Source organism: Cryobacterium sp. TMT1-19 (assembly GCF_004403055.1).
GTDB classification, from domain to species: Bacteria; Actinomycetota; Actinomycetes; order Actinomycetales; family Microbacteriaceae; genus Cryobacterium; species Cryobacterium sandaracinum.
In genome coordinates this window covers 81,634-99,897 of sequence record NZ_SOHB01000026.1, presented here as the reverse complement: position 1 = coordinate 99,897, position 18,264 = coordinate 81,634, and the positions used below count along the sequence as shown (strand labels likewise).

The 18,264-nt window shown below is 67.9% G+C and carries 17 protein-coding genes and 1 pseudogene; 5 read left to right on the top strand and 13 right to left on the bottom strand.

Annotation, left to right across the window (positions count from 1 at the left end):
• Window positions 1-165: 165 nt before the first annotated feature.
• Window positions 166-822, bottom strand: a complete 657-nt coding sequence (locus tag E3T40_RS06725; RefSeq protein ID WP_104099219.1) for a TrkA family potassium uptake protein — start codon at window positions 820-822, stop codon at window positions 166-168.
• Window positions 823-856: 34 nt separating this feature from the next.
• Entirely contained in the window at window positions 857-2,224 is a 1,368-nt protein-coding gene (locus E3T40_RS06720) for a TrkH family potassium uptake protein (RefSeq protein ID WP_233193899.1), read from the bottom strand.
• A gap of 154 nt (window positions 2,225-2,378) precedes the next feature.
• Between E3T40_RS06720 and E3T40_RS06715 the strand changes: the two genes are divergently transcribed.
• Window positions 2,379-2,912 (top strand): hypothetical protein, encoded by a 534-nt coding sequence (locus E3T40_RS06715; RefSeq protein WP_134542961.1) that lies wholly within the window; start codon window positions 2,379-2,381, stop codon window positions 2,910-2,912.
• Between the two features lie 39 nt (window positions 2,913-2,951).
• Here E3T40_RS06715 and E3T40_RS06710 read toward each other — a convergent pair whose 3' ends face one another.
• Genes E3T40_RS06710 through E3T40_RS06700 form a run of 3 tightly spaced genes read right to left on the bottom strand, consistent with a single transcriptional unit; the run spans window position 2,952 to window position 4,715 of the window.
• Window positions 2,952-3,920 carry a permease prefix domain 1-containing protein gene (locus tag E3T40_RS06710; protein ID WP_134542960.1) on the bottom strand — a complete coding sequence of 323 codons (969 nt, stop codon included), beginning with the start codon at window positions 3,918-3,920 and terminating at the stop codon, window positions 2,952-2,954.
• Window positions 3,917-4,252, bottom strand: a complete 336-nt coding sequence (locus E3T40_RS06705; protein ID WP_104099223.1) for a PadR family transcriptional regulator — start codon at window positions 4,250-4,252, stop codon at window positions 3,917-3,919. Before E3T40_RS06705 ends, E3T40_RS06710 begins: the two co-directional genes overlap by 4 nt.
• A 19-nt stretch (window positions 4,253-4,271) precedes the next feature.
• Entirely contained in the window at window positions 4,272-4,715 is a 444-nt protein-coding gene (locus tag E3T40_RS06700; RefSeq protein WP_174843652.1) for a DUF6326 family protein, read from the bottom strand.
• A 117-nt stretch (window positions 4,716-4,832) separates the two neighbouring features.
• Here E3T40_RS06700 and E3T40_RS06695 point away from each other — a divergent pair, with 117 nt between their 5' ends.
• Window positions 4,833-5,828 carry an NAD(P)-dependent alcohol dehydrogenase gene (locus E3T40_RS06695; RefSeq protein ID WP_134542959.1) on the top strand — a complete coding sequence of 332 codons (996 nt, stop codon included), beginning with the start codon at window positions 4,833-4,835 and terminating at the stop codon, window positions 5,826-5,828.
• Window positions 5,829-6,012: 184 nt separating this feature from the next.
• Here the strand turns inward: E3T40_RS06695 and E3T40_RS06690 are convergent, their stop codons facing one another.
• The 6 genes and pseudogenes from E3T40_RS06690 to E3T40_RS06665 form a co-directional block, all read right to left on the bottom strand.
• On the bottom strand, window positions 6,013-6,816 hold the full coding sequence (locus E3T40_RS06690; protein ID WP_134542958.1) for a GNAT family N-acetyltransferase: 804 nt from the start codon (window positions 6,814-6,816) through the stop codon (window positions 6,013-6,015).
• 225 nt (window positions 6,817-7,041) lie between these two features.
• A complete protein-coding gene (locus E3T40_RS06685) occupies window positions 7,042-8,415 on the bottom strand; it encodes an FAD-binding oxidoreductase (protein WP_134542957.1) in 1,374 nt (457 codons plus the stop codon).
• 295 nt (window positions 8,416-8,710) lie between these two features.
• Entirely contained in the window at window positions 8,711-9,988 is a 1,278-nt protein-coding gene (locus E3T40_RS06680; protein WP_134542956.1) for a saccharopine dehydrogenase family protein, read from the bottom strand.
• A gap of 109 nt (window positions 9,989-10,097) precedes the next feature.
• Window positions 10,098-10,811, bottom strand: coding sequence for a phosphatase PAP2 family protein (locus E3T40_RS06675; RefSeq protein ID WP_134542955.1), 714 nt, complete (start codon window positions 10,809-10,811; stop codon window positions 10,098-10,100).
• Window positions 10,812-11,084: 273 nt separating this feature from the next.
• Window positions 11,085-12,362, bottom strand: a complete 1,278-nt coding sequence (locus E3T40_RS06670) for a multidrug effflux MFS transporter (RefSeq protein ID WP_233193902.1) — start codon at window positions 12,360-12,362, stop codon at window positions 11,085-11,087.
• Window positions 12,363-12,585: 223 nt separating this feature from the next.
• Window positions 12,586-12,894 (bottom strand): annotated as a pseudogene (locus E3T40_RS06665) (family 1 glycosylhydrolase); the annotation flags it as partial.
• A 484-nt stretch (window positions 12,895-13,378) separates the two neighbouring features.
• On the opposite strand from E3T40_RS06665, the gene E3T40_RS06660 reads away from it, so the two are divergent.
• Window positions 13,379-14,251 carry a thioredoxin domain-containing protein gene (locus tag E3T40_RS06660; RefSeq protein ID WP_104193651.1) on the top strand — a complete coding sequence of 291 codons (873 nt, stop codon included), beginning with the start codon at window positions 13,379-13,381 and terminating at the stop codon, window positions 14,249-14,251.
• Window positions 14,252-14,370: 119 nt separating this feature from the next.
• The gene (locus E3T40_RS06655; protein WP_104169419.1) at window positions 14,371-14,697 is read left to right on the top strand and encodes a CHY zinc finger protein; all 327 of its coding nucleotides are present in this window, start codon (window positions 14,371-14,373) and stop codon (window positions 14,695-14,697) included.
• A 396-nt stretch (window positions 14,698-15,093) separates the two neighbouring features.
• Here the strand turns inward: E3T40_RS06655 and E3T40_RS06645 are convergent, their stop codons facing one another.
• Together E3T40_RS06645 and E3T40_RS06640 are read right to left on the bottom strand one after the other, a co-directional pair.
• Window positions 15,094-15,945, bottom strand: a complete 852-nt coding sequence (locus E3T40_RS06645) for a M23 family metallopeptidase (protein ID WP_233193903.1) — start codon at window positions 15,943-15,945, stop codon at window positions 15,094-15,096.
• A 486-nt stretch (window positions 15,946-16,431) separates the two neighbouring features.
• Complete coding sequence (locus E3T40_RS06640; protein WP_134542964.1) at window positions 16,432-16,872, bottom strand: metalloregulator ArsR/SmtB family transcription factor; 441 nt, start codon at window positions 16,870-16,872, stop codon at window positions 16,432-16,434.
• 117 nt (window positions 16,873-16,989) lie between these two features.
• Between E3T40_RS06640 and arsB the strand changes: the two genes are divergently transcribed.
• Complete coding sequence (gene arsB / locus E3T40_RS06635) at window positions 16,990-18,234, top strand: ACR3 family arsenite efflux transporter (RefSeq protein ID WP_134542954.1); 1,245 nt, start codon at window positions 16,990-16,992, stop codon at window positions 18,232-18,234.
• Window positions 18,235-18,264 lie beyond the last annotated feature (30 nt).

Below are 18,264 nucleotides of genomic sequence, written 5' to 3'. Positions count from 1 at the left end.
GGCCCAGCCGCACCCAGCCGCACCCAGCCGCGCGCAGCCCGGCCCAGCCGCACGCAGCCGCACCCAGCCCCGCCGCACCCAGCTGCGCCGCGCCCAACCCAACCGAACCCAACCCAGCCCCGCCGCACCCAGCACCTCGCCGACCGGGAAGGCCGACGGCATCCGCTACCTGAGGCGGCTGAAGGACTCCACCTTGCGCACGTCCCCGGCGATCAGAATGACGTCGTCGGCCTCCAACGTCGTGTCAAGGGTCGTGTAGCTCCAGCCTTTGCCGGGGCGGTTGAATGCCGTGACGGTGATCCCGTGGATGGTGCGCACGCTCGATTTTCCGAGCGGCACGCCGATGATCTCCTGCGGCGGGTTCGTCTTCACGAGGGCGAAGTTCTCGTCGATCTCGATGTAGTCCTGCATCACCCCGCGCACGAGGTGGGCCACCCTTTTGCCCATGTCCTTCTCGGGGTAGATGACGTGCTTGACGCCGATCTGGCGCAGGATCTCACCGTGTGGGTCGCTGACCGCCTTGGCCCAGATATTCGGGATGCCCAGCTTGAGCAACAGGCTCGCGGTGAGGATGTTCGCCTGGATATCGCCGCCGATCGCGACGACCGCGCTGCTGAAGTCCGGCACCGAGAGTTGGCGGAGCGTCTCCTCTTTGGTCGAGTCGGCGCGCACGACGTGGGTGAGCAGGCCGTTGTGCGCCTGCACGATCTCCTCGTCTCCGTCGATGCCGAGCACCTCGCTGCCGCTGGCCATCAGCTCGAGTGCAAGGGCGCTGCCGAACCGACCCAGGCCGATCACGACGATCGCATCCTCTTCGGCCATACGCGCAGGCTGCTGGTGCCCGAACAGGGAAAATTTAGCCAATGATGGGCCTCTCTTTCGGTAATTCATACCCGGTGGGGCGGTCCCGCAGGGCGAGCGCCGAGGCGAAGGCGATGGGACCCAGACGACCGATGAACATGAGCAGCATCAGGATGATATGACCGGCCGGGGGCAGACCCGCGGTGATCCCGGTGGAGAGCCCCACCGTGCCGAACGCGGAGATCGCTTCGAACAGAAGGGCATCGAGGCCGATATCGGTGATCAGCATCAGGGCGACCGTGGAGACCGTGATCACCGCAACCGCCAGGAGCACGATGGTGATCGCCTGACGGTGCACGGCCCGGGAGAGGCGCTTGCCGAAGACGTTCACGGCCACCTCGCCACGGATTTCGGTCAACAGGATGAAGAACAGCACAGCGAAGGTGGTGATCTTGATGCCGCCGGCGGTGCCGGCCGGGCCTCCGCCGATCAGCATGAGCACGTCCATGCCGAGCAGGCTCGCGGAATCCATCGCCCCGATGTCGAGGCTGTTGAACCCGGCCGTGCGCGTCTGCACCGATTGGAAGAATCCCACCAGGAGTTTGCTCGGCCAGTCCAGCGGTCCGAGCGTGCCCGGGTTGTTCCACTCCACGCCGGTGATGTAGACGGTGCCCGCGACCAGAAGTGTGATCGTTCCGGCCAGCACGATGCGGGTGTTCATCGACCACTTCAGCGGGTTCCGGAGGTGCTTGCGCAGCTGCATGATCACCGGGAAGCCCAGGCCGCCGAGGATCACGGCGGCGGCGATGGGCAGGCAGATGAACGGGTCCGTCGCATAGGAGATGAGGTTGTCGCTGAACAGGGCGAAGCCCGCGTTGTTGAACGAGGACACGGAGTGGAACACGCCGAGCCAGATGGCCCGGCCCGGCGCTTCGCCGTACCCGATCCAAAACCGCAGGCTCAGCAGCACCGCCACGATGAACTCCACGATCAGGGAGATGCGCACGACGCCGAGAACCAGCCCGCGGACATCCTCGAGCCCGAAGCTCTTGACCTCGGCGGCCGCCGTCATGCGGGACCGAAGGGACATCTTGCGGATCACGGCGAGCCCGATGACCGAGGCGAACGTCATGATCCCGAAGCCGCCGACCTGGATCAGGGCCAGGATGATGACCTGGCCGAACGGCGTCCAGAACGTCGCGGTATCGACGACGGTCAGCCCGGTCACGCAAACGGCCGACGTGGCCGTGAAAGCCGCGATCAGGAACGGGGTGCCGCCGGGGCCGGGCGTCGCGATCGGGATCATCAGCAGCACCGTGCCGATCAGGATGGCGGCGGCGAATCCGGCGACCACGACTTGCGCCGGATGCAGCCGGGCGCGCGGCACGCGCGGACCGCTTCTTCGGAGAGACAAGGATGGCACCCGCTCACTATACGGTTCACGGGCATCCGTCGTCTGTTCCGGTTTCGACACGGCACCCCCCCTATCGGTGACTGCCGCACTCACGCAAAATCCGAGATAATCTGTGTACACCGGCGAGGGGGAACCAAGGGTGAGATTCAACGGGGGTGTGCGTATGCACACGCACGCATTGCGGCCTCACGGCCGGTTGCTGATGCAGTCGGGGCTTTCCGTCCTGGCCCTTGTCGCACCCATCTCCGCCGTGCTCTTCTGGCTCAGCATCCCCAACGGCACCTGGCGTCCGGTTGCCATCGCCCAGGTTGTGCTCCTGAGCATCTGCGGCCTTGCCTATCTCGCCTACACTCGCACCATCATCCGTGTCGATGCCGAGGGCATCTCGGAGCGCGGCTTCATGGGCCTGGTCAAGGACTTCTCCGCGGACGAGATCGGCAGCATCGTGCTGCTCGACCTCTACCGGAGCGGGGCGCTCGACACGCAGCCGCAGCTCTTCGTCACCGGCACCGACGGCCGACTGCTGGTGCGCATGCGCGGGCAGTACTACTCGCGCGGCGCCATGGACACGGTGGTCGATCAGCTCGGCGTACCCATGGTGCGGGTGCCCGAACCGATGACCCTGCAGGACCTGAACCGGGTGCGCCCCGAACTGCTCTACTGGTTCGAGCGACGCTTCACCCGGCGCGGGGAGTAGCGTCGCGGCATCCGCTCTTCGCGCTCTGCGAATCACGGCTCAGCGAGTGCGCCGTTTCCGGGTCGCGCGCACGATTGCGTCAATGGAGTCCAGGACGGAGAACAGCAGCACGACGACCACCACGATGGCCGTGACGACCCCGACGCCCTGCGGCCAGCCGACGGCATCGAAATAGTCCGGGTTGAGCAGCCGGCCGCTCGCCGTGAGCCAGACCGCTGGAACGACGAAGAGAACGTCCAGCACGATGGTCGCCATCGCATTCGACACCGACCATCCCGTGTAATACGCGAACAGGTGAAAACTGATGCTGACAGCGGCATAGAAAAGTGCGATATAGAACGCCCCGGATGTCCACAATTCCGTCGCAATCGGACCGATGAGTGCGCTGTCCCGCCCCTCGACCGCACCCACCGTCTGCAGCCAGATCAGCACGCTGGCGATGATCACGAGAAAGCTGATTCCGCCGACGAGCTCCGTGAAATAGCCGCGCTTGTCCAGGACCTCGGGCAGGGATGCCGGATCCCAGACCACTGTGCGCCTTGACCGCATCGCCGATGTGCGCTCGATGATCGCGAAGATCACCGTCGTGAAGAACGCGATCGACATGGCCGTCTCGATTGCGCCGGTGACGGCGACGCCCACCGTTTCACCAGCCGACGAGCCGGCGACAAAAGTGACGATGCCGCTGAACAGGAACCAGATCGGCACCACGGTCGAGAGCAGCACCGTGAGCACGCGCACGTAGTCGAAGTAGAGATCCGGTCCCACGAGGTAGGTGGGCTTCTCCGAGTACCGGGCGGCCAGCCGGCGCGGTGCGCCCAACTCGGCGAGCACGGTGTGTTCGGCGGCCACGGCATCCGTACCCGCCTCCAGGCGATCCTCGATTGCGTCGGCGATCAGGGTGCGCAGTTCGGCTTCAATGTCAGCACGCTGCCGCGCAGGCAGGCCGCGCAGCGCTTCGGTGACGAAGCGGTCGGTGAGGGTGGACGGGGTGAACGGGGTGGTCATGATGTCTCCGTGAGGGATCGGAATGCCATGTTCAATTCGTTCCAGTCGGTGGTGAGGGTGGCGGCGAGACCCACCCCCTCCTCACTCGTGACGTAGAACTTGCGCGGTCGGGACTCGTCGGTGTTCCACTCGCTCGTGAGGAGACCCTGCTTCTCCAGGCGCCGCAGCAGAGGGTACAGGGTGTTGGCATCCACCGCGAACCCCTGGGATTCGAGGGCCGTAAGCAGGGCGTAGCCGTAGTTGGGCTGCATGAGCAGCACCAGGCAGGCGAGCACGATGGTGCCGCGCCGCAACTCCTGCCGGTGGGTGGCGAGTTCTTCTTCGTTGAGCACTTGTACACATTAGTGTGCGTCACACACCCGCAAGGGCCCGGTCGTGCGCCGCCCGCTCCCTGGAGCGGGTCCAGTATGCCGCGAGGACGACAATGGCCAGCAGCAGCGTGATCTCGATCGCGGAGAAGAACAGGTAGACCGGCGTGGGCGGTGTGCCGAGGAACAGCGTGGAGACCTGAACCGCGGCCATAACAGATGCGGCGCCCACATTGATCCAGCGGTTCAGTCCGTGCCGCACCACGCGAGCGAGAAGAACCATCGCGATGGGGATCTGCATCAGCACCCCGGCCGCGACCAGCTTGCCGGGTGTGAAGGGCCCGCCGCCAAGGGTGCCGGTCTCGAGGTCGACGAGGTGTGCCGGGTCGTAGAGTCCGAGCACGTCGCAGTAGAGGTAGTTGAACAGCAGAACGATCCAGAGCGTGGAGAGCAGCACGGGCCGCGGGAGTGGAGTGAGCAGCATCATGGGATCGGATCCTTTCCGAGGGTTGGTGTGTGGGGATTTGGTGTTGTCGGGTTTCGGTTTTGCAGGCCGCACTGTACTGTGTATCACACACTATAGTGTTACACCAGAAAGGGTGCCATGAAAGCGATCATCCAGCGGGCCTACGGCGGGCCCGAGACCCTCGAGTACACCGATGTCCCCATGCCGGTGCCCCGTGCCGACGAAGTGCTGATCCGCGTCCACGCGGCATCCGTGAATGCGGCCGACTGGCTGCTGATGCACGGCGAGCCCTATCTCGTGCGGCTCGCGTTCGGTTTGCGGGCACCCCGCATCGCGGTCCGGGGACGGGATGCCGCGGGAGTGGTCGTGGCCGTCGGCAGCGCCGTGCGACGCGTCGCCGTGAATGATGAGGTCTACGCGGAGGTCAATGCGGGCAGCTTCGCGGAATTCACGGTGGCGACCGAGAAGGTGGTTGCCCACAAGCCTGCCACGCTCACCTTCGAGCAGGCGGCGACGGTGCCGATCGCCGCGACCACGGCGCTGCAGGGACTCCGGGATGCCGCGAACCTGCAGCCGCGCGATCGGATTCTGGTCAACGGCGCATCCGGCGGGGTCGGATCGTTCGCCGTGCAGCTTGCGAAAGCCTTCGGGGCTGAGGTGACGGCCGTCTGCAGCACTCGGAACGCCGAGCTGGCCCGCGGCCTGGGCGCCGACCACGTGATCGACTACACCTCCGAGGATTTCACGGCCAAGGGTCGGCAGTACGAGGTGATTTTCGATCTCATCGGCAATCGCTCCCTGTCCGACTGCCGCCGCGCGCTCACCCCACGCGGAACGCTGGTGCTGTCCTCCGCTGCAGGCGGTCGTCTGCTCGGCCCGATCGGGCGCATCCTCGCCGCATCGGCCCTGGGAATCTTTTCGCGCCAGAGCCTCCGCCCGCTCGTGGCGTCGGCCAGCGCCACCGATCTCGATGTGATTCGCGAGCTGATCGACTCGGACAAGGTCGCCCCCCGGATCGAGACGACCTACCCGCTGAGCCGGACCGCCGACGCCCTGCACCACTTCGGCGAGGAACACACCCGAGGCAAGATCGCCATCTCGATCTGGGACGGAGTGACGGCTGGCCCGGAGTGACGGCTGGCCCGGAGTGCGTCGCCTCGTCTGGCACGGGGGCTGCGCTCCCGAACCAATTCGACGGAGATTTTGGCCGAAACGGCTGTTTTGGGGCGGAAAACCGGGTTTACGGGCAAAATCTCCGTCGAATTCGCGGGGCGCGCAGGGCCGACGGGGCGGGCAGGGCCGACGGGGCGGGCGAGGCTCAGTCGGGGGCCGGCCGGCGATCGGGGACATCCGGTGTGAAGATGTAATCGTTGTTCTCAGTGAGCTCGGGGCGCATCCCGCGAGACAGGTTGTTCTGGAACAGTGTCCGGGACTCGTCCCGGCGCCGGACGGCCTCGGCCGGGTCGTCGGCGCGCAGCCGCTCGAAGTCCACGTCAAGAGACAGCGAGTCGCTGCCCGACCAGACTGGGGGGAGTTCGCCGGCCAGTGCCCTGAGGGTGCGCGGAGAATCGAGTCGCCAGCGCACCTCGAACCGGTCACTCCGGTCGCTGCCGGTGATGACGTCGTCGAGCCGGCCGTAGAAATCCGGCAGGAAGCGCACCACCTCGGCGCCCAGCTTGACCAGGTTGAAGTGCGCGTTGCGGCGGATCAGCGGGTCGAAAGTCCAGCGCATGTCTGCGACGCCATGCTGCAGACAGAGTGCCCGCTGGAACAGTTTGAGCGCGTAGCCGACCCCACTGCCGCGCTGCCACGGCACGACCGCTGCCATGTGCGAGTGCAGGTGGATGCCGTCGGTCCAGCCGAGGAAACCGAGCGTCGCGCCGACCGGTTTGCCGGCCTTGGTCGCCACCATCACGGTGTTGCCGGCGAAGTCGAGCGCCAGGAGCATCGACCTGTCGGGGCTGTGGCCCACGCCCCAGGTGCGCTCGAACAGGCCGATCGCCGCGGCCAGGTCGCGGGGTTCAGCCTGCCGCACGGTCACCCCGGCAGCCTCGGCGGCTGCATCCGCGGCGGCCTCCGCCTGCCGCACGGCTTGCTGCAAAACCCCCGGCTCAACGCTCATGCGTCGAGTAGACCACACCAGGCCCGGTCCCCGGCAGCCGGCCACCGTGCTAATTCGACGGAGATTTTGCCCGGAAGACAGGTTTTCGGCCCCAAACCAGCTGTTATCGGCAAAATCTCCGTCGAATTGGTTCACGCACCGGGCCCGCACCGGGCCCGCACCAGGACAGCCGCGCGGCACGCTCCGGGCCCGCACCAGGACAGCCGCGCGGCACGAGCGCCCGCGCTAGTGTCCTCGACCCGAGACCACGTCCGCGACGGACGCGATCGGCGACGTCGTCCGCCGCCGGGTCAGCTCGGCATGGTCGGCCAGCGAGTAGGCGCGGTAGAGCGCGTGCACGGCGAGCCAGCGCAGCGGCTCCGGCTCCCAGTTACGCACCCGGTGGTTCACCCACGGCAGCCGGGTGAGGCCTGTGTCGTTGCCGAGGATCAGGTCGGTCAGCGTGCGCCCGGCGAGGTTCGTCGTCGCCACCCCGGTGCCCACATAGCCACCGGCCCAGGCCAGCCCGGTCGCCGGGTCCAGCCCCACGGTCGCCGCCCAGTCGCGCGGCACGCCGAGCACCCCCGACCAGGCGTGGTCGATCTGCGCGCCAGCCGTCGCCGGGAAGAACCGGGTCAGGATGCCTCGCAGCGCCTCCACCGTGCTCGCCGGAGTCCGCCCGTCGGAATCCGTCTGCGACCCGAACCGGTACGGCACGCCCCTACCGCCGATCGCGATGCGGTCGTCAATGGTGCGCTGCGCGTACATATAGGCGTGCGCCATGTCGCCGAGGGTCTCCCGGCCCGCCCAGCCGATGCTCTGCCAGACGTCCGAGCTGAGCGGCGCGGTCGCGATCAGCGACGAGTTCATCGGCAGCCACGCCCGGTGCAGTCCCTTCAGGCCCGCCGTGAACCCCTCCGTCGCGCGCACCACGAACTCCGCCTCCACGGCGCCGCGGTCGGTGATCGCCCGGTGCGGCGTGATCTCGCTGACCCGGGTATTCTGGAAGATCTCCACGCCGAGGCCCTCCACCACCCGGGCAAGCCCGGCCGCGAGTTTGGCGGGGTTGATGCGCGCGCAGTGCGGGTGCCACATCGCCCCGGTGGCACCGGCCACGTCGATACGGGCGCGCGCAGCCGCCGGGGAGAGGAGTTCGACATCCGTCATGTCCCAGGCCTGCTCCGACCGAGCGGATGCCTCCAGCCTTCGTTGCTGCGGCTGGTCGTAGGCCACGGTAAACTCGCCGCCCTTGACGATATCGGCGTCGACGCCCTCGGCCTCGGCGACCCGGATCACCTCGTCCACGGTCTCGTTCATGCCGGTCTGGAACCGGGCCGCCGCGTCCCGGCCGTGCGACTTCACGTACTGCTCGCGGCCGCCGGTGACCGAGTTGGTCAGCCAGCCGCCGTTCCGCCCTGACGCTCCGTAGCCGGCGAAGCGCTGCTCCACGATCACGATCCGAAGCGCCGGGGCCGCCTTCTTCAGGTAATAGGCCGTCCACAGCCCGGTATAGCCGGCACCCACGATGCACACATCGGCCGTCATCGGCCCGGGCAGCGGGTCGCGGTTGGCCGGCCGGCCGAGCTGGTTCCACCAGAAGGAGACATCACCATTGATCATTCCCGCACCGCTTTCGTTCCGACGGATGTTTCGCGCTCAGTCACAGCATCATCTCGCATCCGGCTCGGTCGGGCGGCAATCCAAATCCCGCCCTGCCGGGATTCGCGTCGCGCGGGTGGTACGCCGTTGCGCGGATGGCACGCCACGCGCGTAGCGGCGCACCACCCGCGCCGCGGCCGCAGCTATGCGCTCGGGCATCCGCCAGCGCCACCCAGCCCCCGAAACTCGAAGACAACCTCTCCGATTCACTCAGAGCTGTCCACCCTTCCTGGCACGTCGGAAGGTCGAGTGCGCGTCAGGACGCCAGCCGGTCCTCCATCCCCCAGGGCTGGCCGTAACCGCCCTCGGATTCGGGCGCGCTCATCAGGTCGAGGAACACCTTCGCATCGAAGGCCTCCTGGCCGAGCACGCCGATGCCGGTCCAGGTGCCGGCGGCCAGCAGTTCCAGGGCGATCACCGGGTTCAGGGCGGTCTGCCAGACCACGCACTGGGTGTCGTATTCGCGCATCGTCCACTCGTTTTCGGCGACGTGGTAGAGGTAGACCTCGCGCTGCAGGCCGCCCGGACCCGTGCCGGTGACCCACACTCCCGCGCAGGTTTTGCCGGTCATCCGCGGGCCGATCGTGGCCGGGTCAGGCAGGCAGGCGGCCACCACATCGCGTGGGGCGACCAGCGCCGGGCCGGACGCGCTGCGCACCCGCACCGGGTCGACCCGGTCGAGGCCGAGCAGGTGCAGGGTCTTCAACACGCCGATGAATTCCTCACCGAGGCCGTACTTGAAGGTGACCCGATTCGCGTCGAGCCAGCGCGGCATCAGTACCACCTCCTCGTGCTCCACGTTCACGCATTCGACCCGGCCGATGCCCTCCGGAAAGTCGAACATCTCCGGTTCACTGAACGGCTCGGTGGTGAACCAGCCGCGGTCCTTCTCGAAGATCAGCGGCGGGTTCAGGCACTCCTCGATCGTGGTCCAGATGCTGAAGGATGGCGCGAAGATCTCGTTGCCGGCGTCGTCGTGCACGACCAGGTTGGCACCGTCGCGCGTGCCGAGCTCCTCGATCTGCCGAAACAGGTGGTCCGAGGCGTAGCGGGCGAAGACATCCGAGAGCCCCGGCTCGACGCCCATGCCCACCAGGGCAAGGCGGCCGGCGGTCTCCCAGTCGGCGGCCTGCGCGAACTGGTCGTCGCCGAGCATGACCCCGGTCTGGCGGTAGGGGTCCGTGGGGTGCGGTTCGGACAGGCTCACGGCCATGTCGAGGTAGTCACAGCCGGCGGCGAGCGCCCCGGCGAACACCGTGGGCACGAACTTCGGCTCGACCGCGTTCATCACGTGGGTGGCGCCGTGCCTGAGCGCGACGGCGGCAACCATGTCCGGGTCGCCGGCGTCGATCTGCTCGGCGGAGAACCGGGCTGCCGCCGCGTGCCCGTGCTTCAGGCCGATTGCGACGATGGTGCGTTCCGCCCGGGCCAGGTCGTAGTCGCACACGATGACGTGCTCGAAGAACGTGCGCCTGGCGATGATCTTCGCGAACGCGTCTCCTACGCCGCCCGCCCCGACAAGGAGGATTCTCATGCGTCGACGCTACCCCGGGGCATCCGTCGCCGTCAGCCCCGCGCGTCGCCCTTCACCAATTCGACGGAGATTTTGCCCAAAACGCGCGATTTTGCCCCGGTTAAGGGCTCTACGCGGAATTTCTCCGTCGAATTCGCAAGGGCGACGGATGCTGCGCCGCCAGCTCGCGCTCCCCCTGGAGCTTCGCGGCGACCGGGGCCCACAGCAGCACGGCGACGGACGCACCGAGCAGCAGCCCGCCGATCGTATCCGTGAGCCAGTGTGCGCCCAGATAGGTGCGGCTGACCATCATCAGAACCGTGTAAAGGGCGCCGGCCAGCCAAACCCAGACGCGCGGGAAGAGGATTCCGAGACAGACCGCCATGGTCGCCGCATTGGCGACATGGCCGGACGGAAAGGATCCGAAATCTGACATGACCAGCATGTCTTCCGGCCTATCCCGACCGAACAGTGATTTGAGTACCTGCACCAGTCCCGAGCTCACGATCGTGGCAACCACGAAGTAGCCGGCCGCCCACGGCCGTTTGAGCAGCAGCAGCGCCACCAGGATCAGCACCGGGATCACGATCACGCCGGCGATTCCGGCACCGAGGTAGTTCATCGTGAGCGAGAGATACTCCCAGACGGGCGCCCGGTGCTCGAGGATCTCATCCATCCACTCGGCGTCGATCTCCAGCGGGCGGCCGTTGCCGCGCAGCACGATCAGGGCGCCGAGCCCCATGGCCAGCAACAGCGCTGCGGACCCGCTGACCAGAGGCCAACGGCGGGCGATGCGTCGGGTGGCGGGGGTGGCTGCGGTCTCGGGGGCGCGCTCGCTCATCATCTGTCCATGCTAGATCGGTGCGGGCGTGCGACTGCTCGGCCTAGCCATTTGCCGCGCATCTCCGGGGGCTTACTCAGGAGATCTGCGAAGCCGGTGGAGACGGATGCCGGAATCACGCGGCATCCGTCGTCACCTCGGCCTCGCCATCGGAAATCTCCTGAGTTAGCCACCGACGGCAACTGACGACGAAGGACTGACGACTGACGACTGAACACTGAACACTGACCACTGACCGGAGGCTGACGAATGCCGTTACCCGGCGCCCATCCGGCCTCAGTACTCCAGCGCGGGCACCGACCGGGGGCGCACGATGAGCCACAGGGCGAAGATCGACACGATGGCGGTGACGCCCATCACGGCGCCCATCGGAACCGCTGTCCCGACGCCGAGCACGCCGACGACCGGGGAGATCAGTCCGGCGACGCCGAAGTTCGCGGCGCCGAGCAGCGACGCGGCGGTTCCGGCCTCATGCGCGTGCGCGTTCAGGGCGATGACCTGCACGCTGGGTAGGGTGAAACCGCAAGCCGCGATGAAGAACCACAGCGGCACCAGGGTGCCCCAGAGTCCCGCGCCGGCGAGGTCGAGCAGCACGATGGCCGCGGCCGTGATCAGGAGCACCACGGTGGACACCGAGATGATCCACTGCGGGCCGATGTTGAAGCGGTGCATGAGTCGGGAGCTGAGCTGCACACCCATCACGATGCCGAGCGAGTTGACGGCGAAGAGCACGCCGTACTGCTGCGGGCTGAAATCGTAGACCTGCTGGAACAGGAACGACGACGCCGAGAGGTAGGAGAACAGACCTGTGAAGGTCATCGCCCCGATGATCGCGACGCCGACGAAGATCCGGTCGCTGAGCACCGCACGGTAGCGCTGACCGAGGGAACTGTGCCCCTTGGTGTGGCGCTCGGCATCCGGCAGAGTCTCGACGATCCAGAACGCGACGGCCAGGATCACGACCGCACCGTAGGCGGCGAGCACCCAGAAGATGCCGCGCCAGCTCATCACCAGCAGCAGCTGCGAGCCGATGACCGGGGCCAGCACGGGGGCCAGGCCGCTGATCAGCGCAAGGCGGGAAAGCATCTTCACGAGCGGCTTGCCGCCGAACAGGTCGCGCACCATCGCCAGGGCGACGACCGCGCCGGCCGCGGCGCCGAAGCCCTGCAGCAGACGGAAGACCCCGAGCCAGACGATGTCCTGGGAGAGGGCGGCGCCGACACTCGCCAGAATGTGGAAGCCGGTCGCGAGCATCAGCGGCAGTCGGCGCCCGACCTTGTCACTCCACGGGCCAACCACAAGCTGGCCGAACCCGAACCCGATCATGGTGCCGGTGAGGGTCAGCTGGATGGCGGCCGCCGATACGCCGAACTCACGCTCCAGGGTCGGGAAGGCCGGCAGGTACAGGTCGATCGTGAACGGGCCAAGCGCCGTGAGGGCGCCGAGCACGATGATGTAGACGAGGCGCTGGCCGCGGGAGAGGGCGTCCCCGGGATGCTTCGCGGTCGACCTCAGGTCGGCAGCGGTAATGACGGTGATGGCGGCGGTGCTCACGAAAGTATTGATCCTCGGTATCGATGGGGCTCTGCGTGCTGGTCTGATTTCGTTAGCGGCACCGCATCACGGGCGTCAGCACTAGCAGCGGAACACGGAAACGCCCTCACTGACAAGGCAACCACACCGGCACCTATTCCCCCATTCGCAGAACGCCGCGGAAGTTGCAGGAATCCGCCCGATCGTGCACCGGTCCACTGCCGGAAGCTGGGACCTACTCCGGGCCCTCGTTCTCGAGCGCCTGCGGCAGGTCCCGGTGGTACAGAGTCGCGATCGGGCGGATGCCCCGGGCCAGCAGCCCGTCGACGAGACGCCCAGAGAACGCCAGCCCCTTCTCGTTCGCCGGACCGCGGCCAGTCGGCTGGATGCGGGACCACGCAATCGAGAACCGGTAGGCGTGCAGACCGAGCGACACCATCAGATCGAGGTCTTCGTCGAGGCGGTGGCAGTGGTCGGAGGCCACGTCGCCGGTGTCGCCGTTCAGATCCTTGCCGGGGGTGCGGCTATAGGTGTCCCAGATCGACGGGCCGCGGTGCCGGCGCCCGGCCGCCGAGCTCGGAACGGTGTCGGCGAACCGTTGTGCACCGTGAGGGGGTCCGCCCGGCCGCCGGACTCGACCGGTCGGGGACCGTGACGTTCTCGGCCGGACCGTCCAGCGGGTTCGCGACCTCGATCGTACGCACAGCCTGGCCGCCCGGAAAACGGGGGTCAGCGTGTCAGCCAGGTCACCCGTGTACTCGGGGTGGCCGGCCACGGGAACCGGGCGCAGCGATGTGGCTAACTCAGGAGAACTGACGGATGCCGCGATCCGGGCCCCGGATTCCCGCGGCGCCCAGCCGCCGGCATCCGTTTTCTCCTGAATTAGCCCCAACCACCGCGGATCGACCGCGCGGGCGACGACTCGGTTCTCCGCACGGCGCTCACAGCCCCCTCACAGCCCCGCTGCACCTCCCCCGGAGACGGACCCTCTAACCTTGGAACCACCTGCCAGTCGCAACGAAACGGTGCATTAGTTCATGAGTAATGTCTACGGCAAGCCTGTCCCCCCCAAGAAGGATCGCCGCGAGATGGCGCGTGAAAGCGCCCGCCAGCTCCGCGAGGAGCAGCAGAAAAAGGAGAAGCGCAACCGCTGGCTTCTGCGCGGCGGCATCGGCGCCGGCCTGATCGCCGCTGCCGTGGTCGTGGCCCTCGTCGTGGTCGGCAGCCAGGGACCTGCGGCGCCGGGCCCGCTCAACATGGCCAGCGACGGCGTGCTGCTCGGCGGTGACGGCACCAACATCGTCCCGGTCGAGACCGTCTCCGTGGCCGCCGACGAGGACCCCATCGCAACCGACCCGACAACCCTCGGCGACACCGCCAACATCGTGGTCTACGCGGACTACCTCTGCCCCTTCTGCGGCCAGTTCGAAACCACGAACGGCGAGCAGATCGCCGGCTGGGTCGCCGCGGGCACCGCCACGCTCGAGCTGCACCCGATCTCGATCCTCGATCCGGTTTCGGCCGGTAGCAAGTACCCGACCCGGGCCGCGGCCGCCGTCGCGTGCGTCGCCAACTACGAGCCCGAGAACGTGCTCGCCCTGAACGCGGCCCTGTTCGCGAACCAGCCGGCGGAGAACACCGAGGGCCTGACCGACGAAGACCTGGTCAGCCTGGCCACCAGTGCGGGCGTCACCGACGAGAAGGTCGCCACCTGCATCACGGAGAACACCTTCGCCGCCTGGGTCGGCACCGCCACTCAACGCGCCCTCGACGGCCCTCTCCCCAATGCCGACATCGAGCAGGTCAAGGGCACGCCCACCGTGCTCGTCAACGGCGTCTCCTACCCCGGCGCCCTCGACGACCCGGCCGCCTTCGAGGCCTTCGTCACAGCGCAGGCCACCGCCGAGTAGCGCCTGGGGTTCGGGGCACCGCGAGGCGCCCCGGCCTCACCCCCGACGCCCCGGCCCCATCCCCGACGCCGCCCCACCCCCACGTGCAGTCGCGATCGTCTCTCGCACGAAGGACCACCATGCAGATCCACGGACAGACCGTCGACGCCCAGACCCGCTGCGTGCACTACCGTTCCGCGCTCGACGTCGTGGCGATCAGATTCTTCTGCTGCGGGCGCTTCTACCCGTGCTACCAGTGCCACTCCGCCGGTGAAACCCATGCCGCCCGGCTCTGGCCGGCCGACCTCTGGGCCGAGCAGGCCATCCTCTGCGGAGTCTGCCGCGGCACACTCTCGATCGCCGACTACCGGGCAACCACCGCGTGCCCTGCGTGCGGCGCCGCCTTCAACGACGGATGCCGCGCTCACGCCCATCTCTACTTCGACCTCCCGGCAACGCCGGCCTGAGCCGCTGCCGCACGAGCCCACAACCCACGGCAACCCCCACCACCACCATCGCAACCGCCGCCGCCACCGCTACCGCCACCCACTTCGGCACCCAGGATCCCGGGTGGGAACCAATTCGACGGAGATTTTGCTGCCCGTAGGCCGGTTTCGACGATTTCGGGGGTGAATCGGCAAAAACTCCGTCGAATTCGTTCGGGGCGGATGCTGCGGGCCAAGCAGGACAATGCCGCAGAACTGAACCGGCGAGGCGGCCTGAGCCGGGCACTTGCCGGCCTGAGCCGGGCCTTCCACCCCCGCACGGGCTCCCGCCGTCACGCAGCGACCCCCGCGCAGACCGCGCAAACCGCGCAACCGGCGCACCCCGAGCACCCCGAGGAACTTGCGCGCCCCTCGCGACTACATCGGGCCGGCGCGCTGCGACAGCCAGGCGTACGGATCCGTCGGGGTGATCCCGTCGATCAGGATCTCGAAATGCAGGTGCGGGCCGGTGCTCTCGCCGGTGCTGCCCACGTTGCCCAGGTGCGTGCCCACGCCCACGGACTGTCCCGCGGAGACCTGCAGCGAGCCGGCCTGGAAGTGCGCATAGACGCTGCTGACGAGCTGTCCATCGACGGTGTGGTCGACGATCGCGTAGACGCCGAAGCCGCCGTTGTCCGTGGCGGAGACCTCACGCACGACGCCGTCCGCAACCGCCTGGGCAGGTGCACCCTCGCCGGGAAGCATATCGAGCCCCTTGTGGAACGTCGAGCAGCCCCCGCAGGGTGCATCGCGCGAACCATAGGGATCGGAGAGGCGAACCGAGCCCGGGAAGGGCCACTGCACGGCTGCACCAGCGGCGGCCGGAGCGGCCGCATCGTCGGCACTCGGAACCGCAGCAGGGGCGGCAGGTATGGGCTCGGGCTTCGGCGCATCAGTGACCGTGAAACCGTCGCGCTGCACGGTGGCGGTGGCCGCCGCACTCGGCATCAGGCTCTGTAGCGACGCTTCGGCGGCGGAGGCATCAGGGGCGGCGGCAGCACGCGCGGCGGGATCGGGCTCGGCGGCATGCGCTGAGGCTTCCGCGGAGGCATCCGCGGGGGCCCGCACCGATGCTTCCACGGCGGCCGGCGGCAGCCAGCCGTAGACATCGAGTTCCGAGGCCTGTGCGGGAATGCCGAGGACCACCGTGAGCAGTCCGGCGAAAAGCATCGCGAATCCGCCGACGGCAGCCTGACGCGGGATCAGGGTGAATCTGGTGAGCCTGGGCAACCTGATGAGCCTAGGCGTCTGCATAGGCACCTTCCACCGAAACGCGGCAGGCAGGGAACAGGAGAAAAATGGGCATGGTGAGAGCTCTCGTCGGCGCGGTTACGCGGTTCGGGTGAGGGGGAGCCGGAACCTCACTCAGACGGAGAATGCGCTCACAGCGCAGAGCGATCCTACGGGGAACGACGCTCCCTCAGAGGAAGTGTCCAGGTGCGCCGCACGACGTGGGGCTTCGCGCACAAGAACTGAGGATATCTCGGTACCCTGAAAAAGCAATGGACTTGCGCAGATCGGTCACGGATGTTCCGGTCGGCTGCCCAGGATCGACGCCACACGCGATCGCCCAAAACCTCAGCCCCACAGCTTAGTCCGCACGCGCAGCACCGCAAACTCAGCACAGCAATCTCGGAGCCGCAAACTCTGCACCGCACCCGCAGAGCAGCACCCGCAGAGCCGCAAACGCAGAGCCGCAAACGCAGAGCCGCAAATTCAGAGCCCGAGCACCCGATCCGCCAGCGTCCCGAGCGCGCCCGGCACGAGTCGGTAGTACGCCCAGGTGCCACGCTTGTCGCGGGTCAGGATACCGGCATCCACCAGCACTTTGAGGTGGTGTGACACGGTGGGCTGACTGAGCCCGAGGGGTTCGGTCAGGTCGCAGACGCAGGCCTCCATATCGTCGTGCGCGGCCACCAGCGAGACCAGACGCAACCGGGCCGGTTCGGCCACGGCCTTCAGCAGCCGGGCGAGCCGCTCCGCCTCATCGGCGCCGATCGCCTCGCGCGCGGCAGGGGCGCAGCAGGCAGCGGCCGCGGCGGCGGCATCCGTCGCGCCATCTGCGACATCCGAAGCAACCGCGGCATCCGTCGCGAAATCCACGGCGACCGCAGCGGTCGACGCCTCAGGCACGGCACGGGTCTCGGTGAACGACATCTGAACAGTATCTCCCATAAATTGACATCCATCGATGCATTGGGGAAGACTCCCTATCGACACCTCTGATTTTATGTCCCACCCGCCGATCTTTGTCTTACCTGCTCACGGAGCCACATGCCCTTCCCCGAATCGACCACCGCCCGGCCCACCGCCCCGCCCACCGTGCAGCCGGCTGCCGCGCAAAACACCATCGCCCCGGCGCGGCTCGGGGCCGTCGACCGTCTCCTGCCGGTCTGGATCCTCGCGGCAATGGCCCTGGGCCTGCTGCTGGCGGTCGTCGCACCCGGCGTCGGCGACCTGCTCGCTGCGTTCACGATCGGCTCGGTCAGCGTGCCCATCGCGATCGGGCTGCTCGTGATGATGTACCCGGTGCTGGCCAAGGTTCGCTACACGGATGCCCGCGCAGTCGCCCGCGACCGCCGCCTCCTGGTCTCCTCGCTGGTGCTGAACTGGCTGCTGGGGCCCGCCCTGATGTTCGCCCTTGCCTGGATCTTCCTGCCGGACCTGCCCGAGTACCGCACCGGCCTGATTATCGTGGGCCTTGCCCGCTGCATCGCCATGGTGCTGATCTGGAACGATCTGGCCTGCGGCGACCGCGAGGCCGCCGCCTTCCTGGTGGCCCTCAACTCCGTCTTCCAGGTCATCGCGTTCGCCGCGCTGGGCTGGTTCTACCTCCAGGTGCTCCCCGCCTGGCTCGGCTTGTCCACCACGAGCGCGGAGTTCTCGATCTGGGCGATCACCGTCAGCGTGCTCGTCTTCCTCGGCATTCCCCTGCTGGCCGGCTATCTGTCCCGCCGGGTCGGCGAGGCCACCCGCGGCCGCGACTGGTACGAGAGTCGGTTCCTGCCGAAAATCAGCCCGTTCGCCCTCTACGGGCTGCTGTTCACGATCGCGCTGCTCTTCGCCCTGCAGGGCCGCCAGGTGATCGACCGCCCGTTCGACGTGGCCCTGATCGCCCTGCCGCTGCTGGTCTACTTCGCTGTCATGTTCGCCGCCGGATTCGCCACCGGCAAGCTCACCGGGCTCTCCTACGAGCGCACCACGACCCTGGCGTTCACCGCCGCCGGCAACAACTTCGAGCTGGCGATCGCCGTGGCCATCGGCACCTTCGGCGCCACCAGCGGCCAGGCCCTGGCGGGCATCGTGGGCCCCCTGATCGAGGTGCCGGCGCTCGTCGCCCTCGTCTATGTGGCGCTGTGGCTGCGGCCGCGGCTGTTCTCAGGGGCCGCGGCGCAGGCATCCGTCGCAGCCGACACCGCCGTAACCGACACCGTCGTAACCGACACCGCCGTAACCGACGTCACCGACGTCACCGACGTCACCGCCGTCACCGCCGACCCGCTTCCCGACCGGGTCTGATCTCTGTACACCGCCCCGCCGTCCGCCCCC

What these genes read in the sequence shown, in the direction of transcription:
- E3T40_RS06725 (WP_104099219.1), bottom strand. Translation starts at nt 822, where the DNA reads ATGGCCGAAGAGGATGCGATCGTCGTGATCGGCCTGGGTCGGTTCGGC.
- E3T40_RS06715 (WP_134542961.1), top strand. Translation starts at nt 2,379, where the DNA reads ATGCACACGCACGCATTGCGGCCTCACGGCCGGTTGCTGATGCAGTCG.
- E3T40_RS06710 (WP_134542960.1), bottom strand. Translation starts at nt 3,920, where the DNA reads ATGACCACCCCGTTCACCCCGTCCACCCTCACCGACCGCTTCGTCACC.
- E3T40_RS06700 (WP_174843652.1), bottom strand. Translation starts at nt 4,715, where the DNA reads ATGATGCTGCTCACTCCACTCCCGCGGCCCGTGCTGCTCTCCACGCTC.
- E3T40_RS06695 (WP_134542959.1), top strand. Translation starts at nt 4,833, where the DNA reads ATGAAAGCGATCATCCAGCGGGCCTACGGCGGGCCCGAGACCCTCGAG.
- E3T40_RS06690 (WP_134542958.1), bottom strand. Translation starts at nt 6,816, where the DNA reads ATGAGCGTTGAGCCGGGGGTTTTGCAGCAAGCCGTGCGGCAGGCGGAG.
- E3T40_RS06685 (WP_134542957.1), bottom strand. Translation starts at nt 8,415, where the DNA reads ATGATCAATGGTGATGTCTCCTTCTGGTGGAACCAGCTCGGCCGGCCG.
- E3T40_RS06680 (WP_134542956.1), bottom strand. Translation starts at nt 9,988, where the DNA reads ATGAGAATCCTCCTTGTCGGGGCGGGCGGCGTAGGAGACGCGTTCGCG.
- E3T40_RS06675 (WP_134542955.1), bottom strand. Translation starts at nt 10,811, where the DNA reads ATGATGAGCGAGCGCGCCCCCGAGACCGCAGCCACCCCCGCCACCCGA.
- E3T40_RS06660 (WP_104193651.1), top strand. Translation starts at nt 13,379, where the DNA reads ATGAGTAATGTCTACGGCAAGCCTGTCCCCCCCAAGAAGGATCGCCGC.
- E3T40_RS06655 (WP_104169419.1), top strand. Translation starts at nt 14,371, where the DNA reads ATGCAGATCCACGGACAGACCGTCGACGCCCAGACCCGCTGCGTGCAC.
- E3T40_RS06640 (WP_134542964.1), bottom strand. Translation starts at nt 16,872, where the DNA reads ATGTCGTTCACCGAGACCCGTGCCGTGCCTGAGGCGTCGACCGCTGCG.
- arsB (WP_134542954.1), top strand. Translation starts at nt 16,990, where the DNA reads ATGCCCTTCCCCGAATCGACCACCGCCCGGCCCACCGCCCCGCCCACC.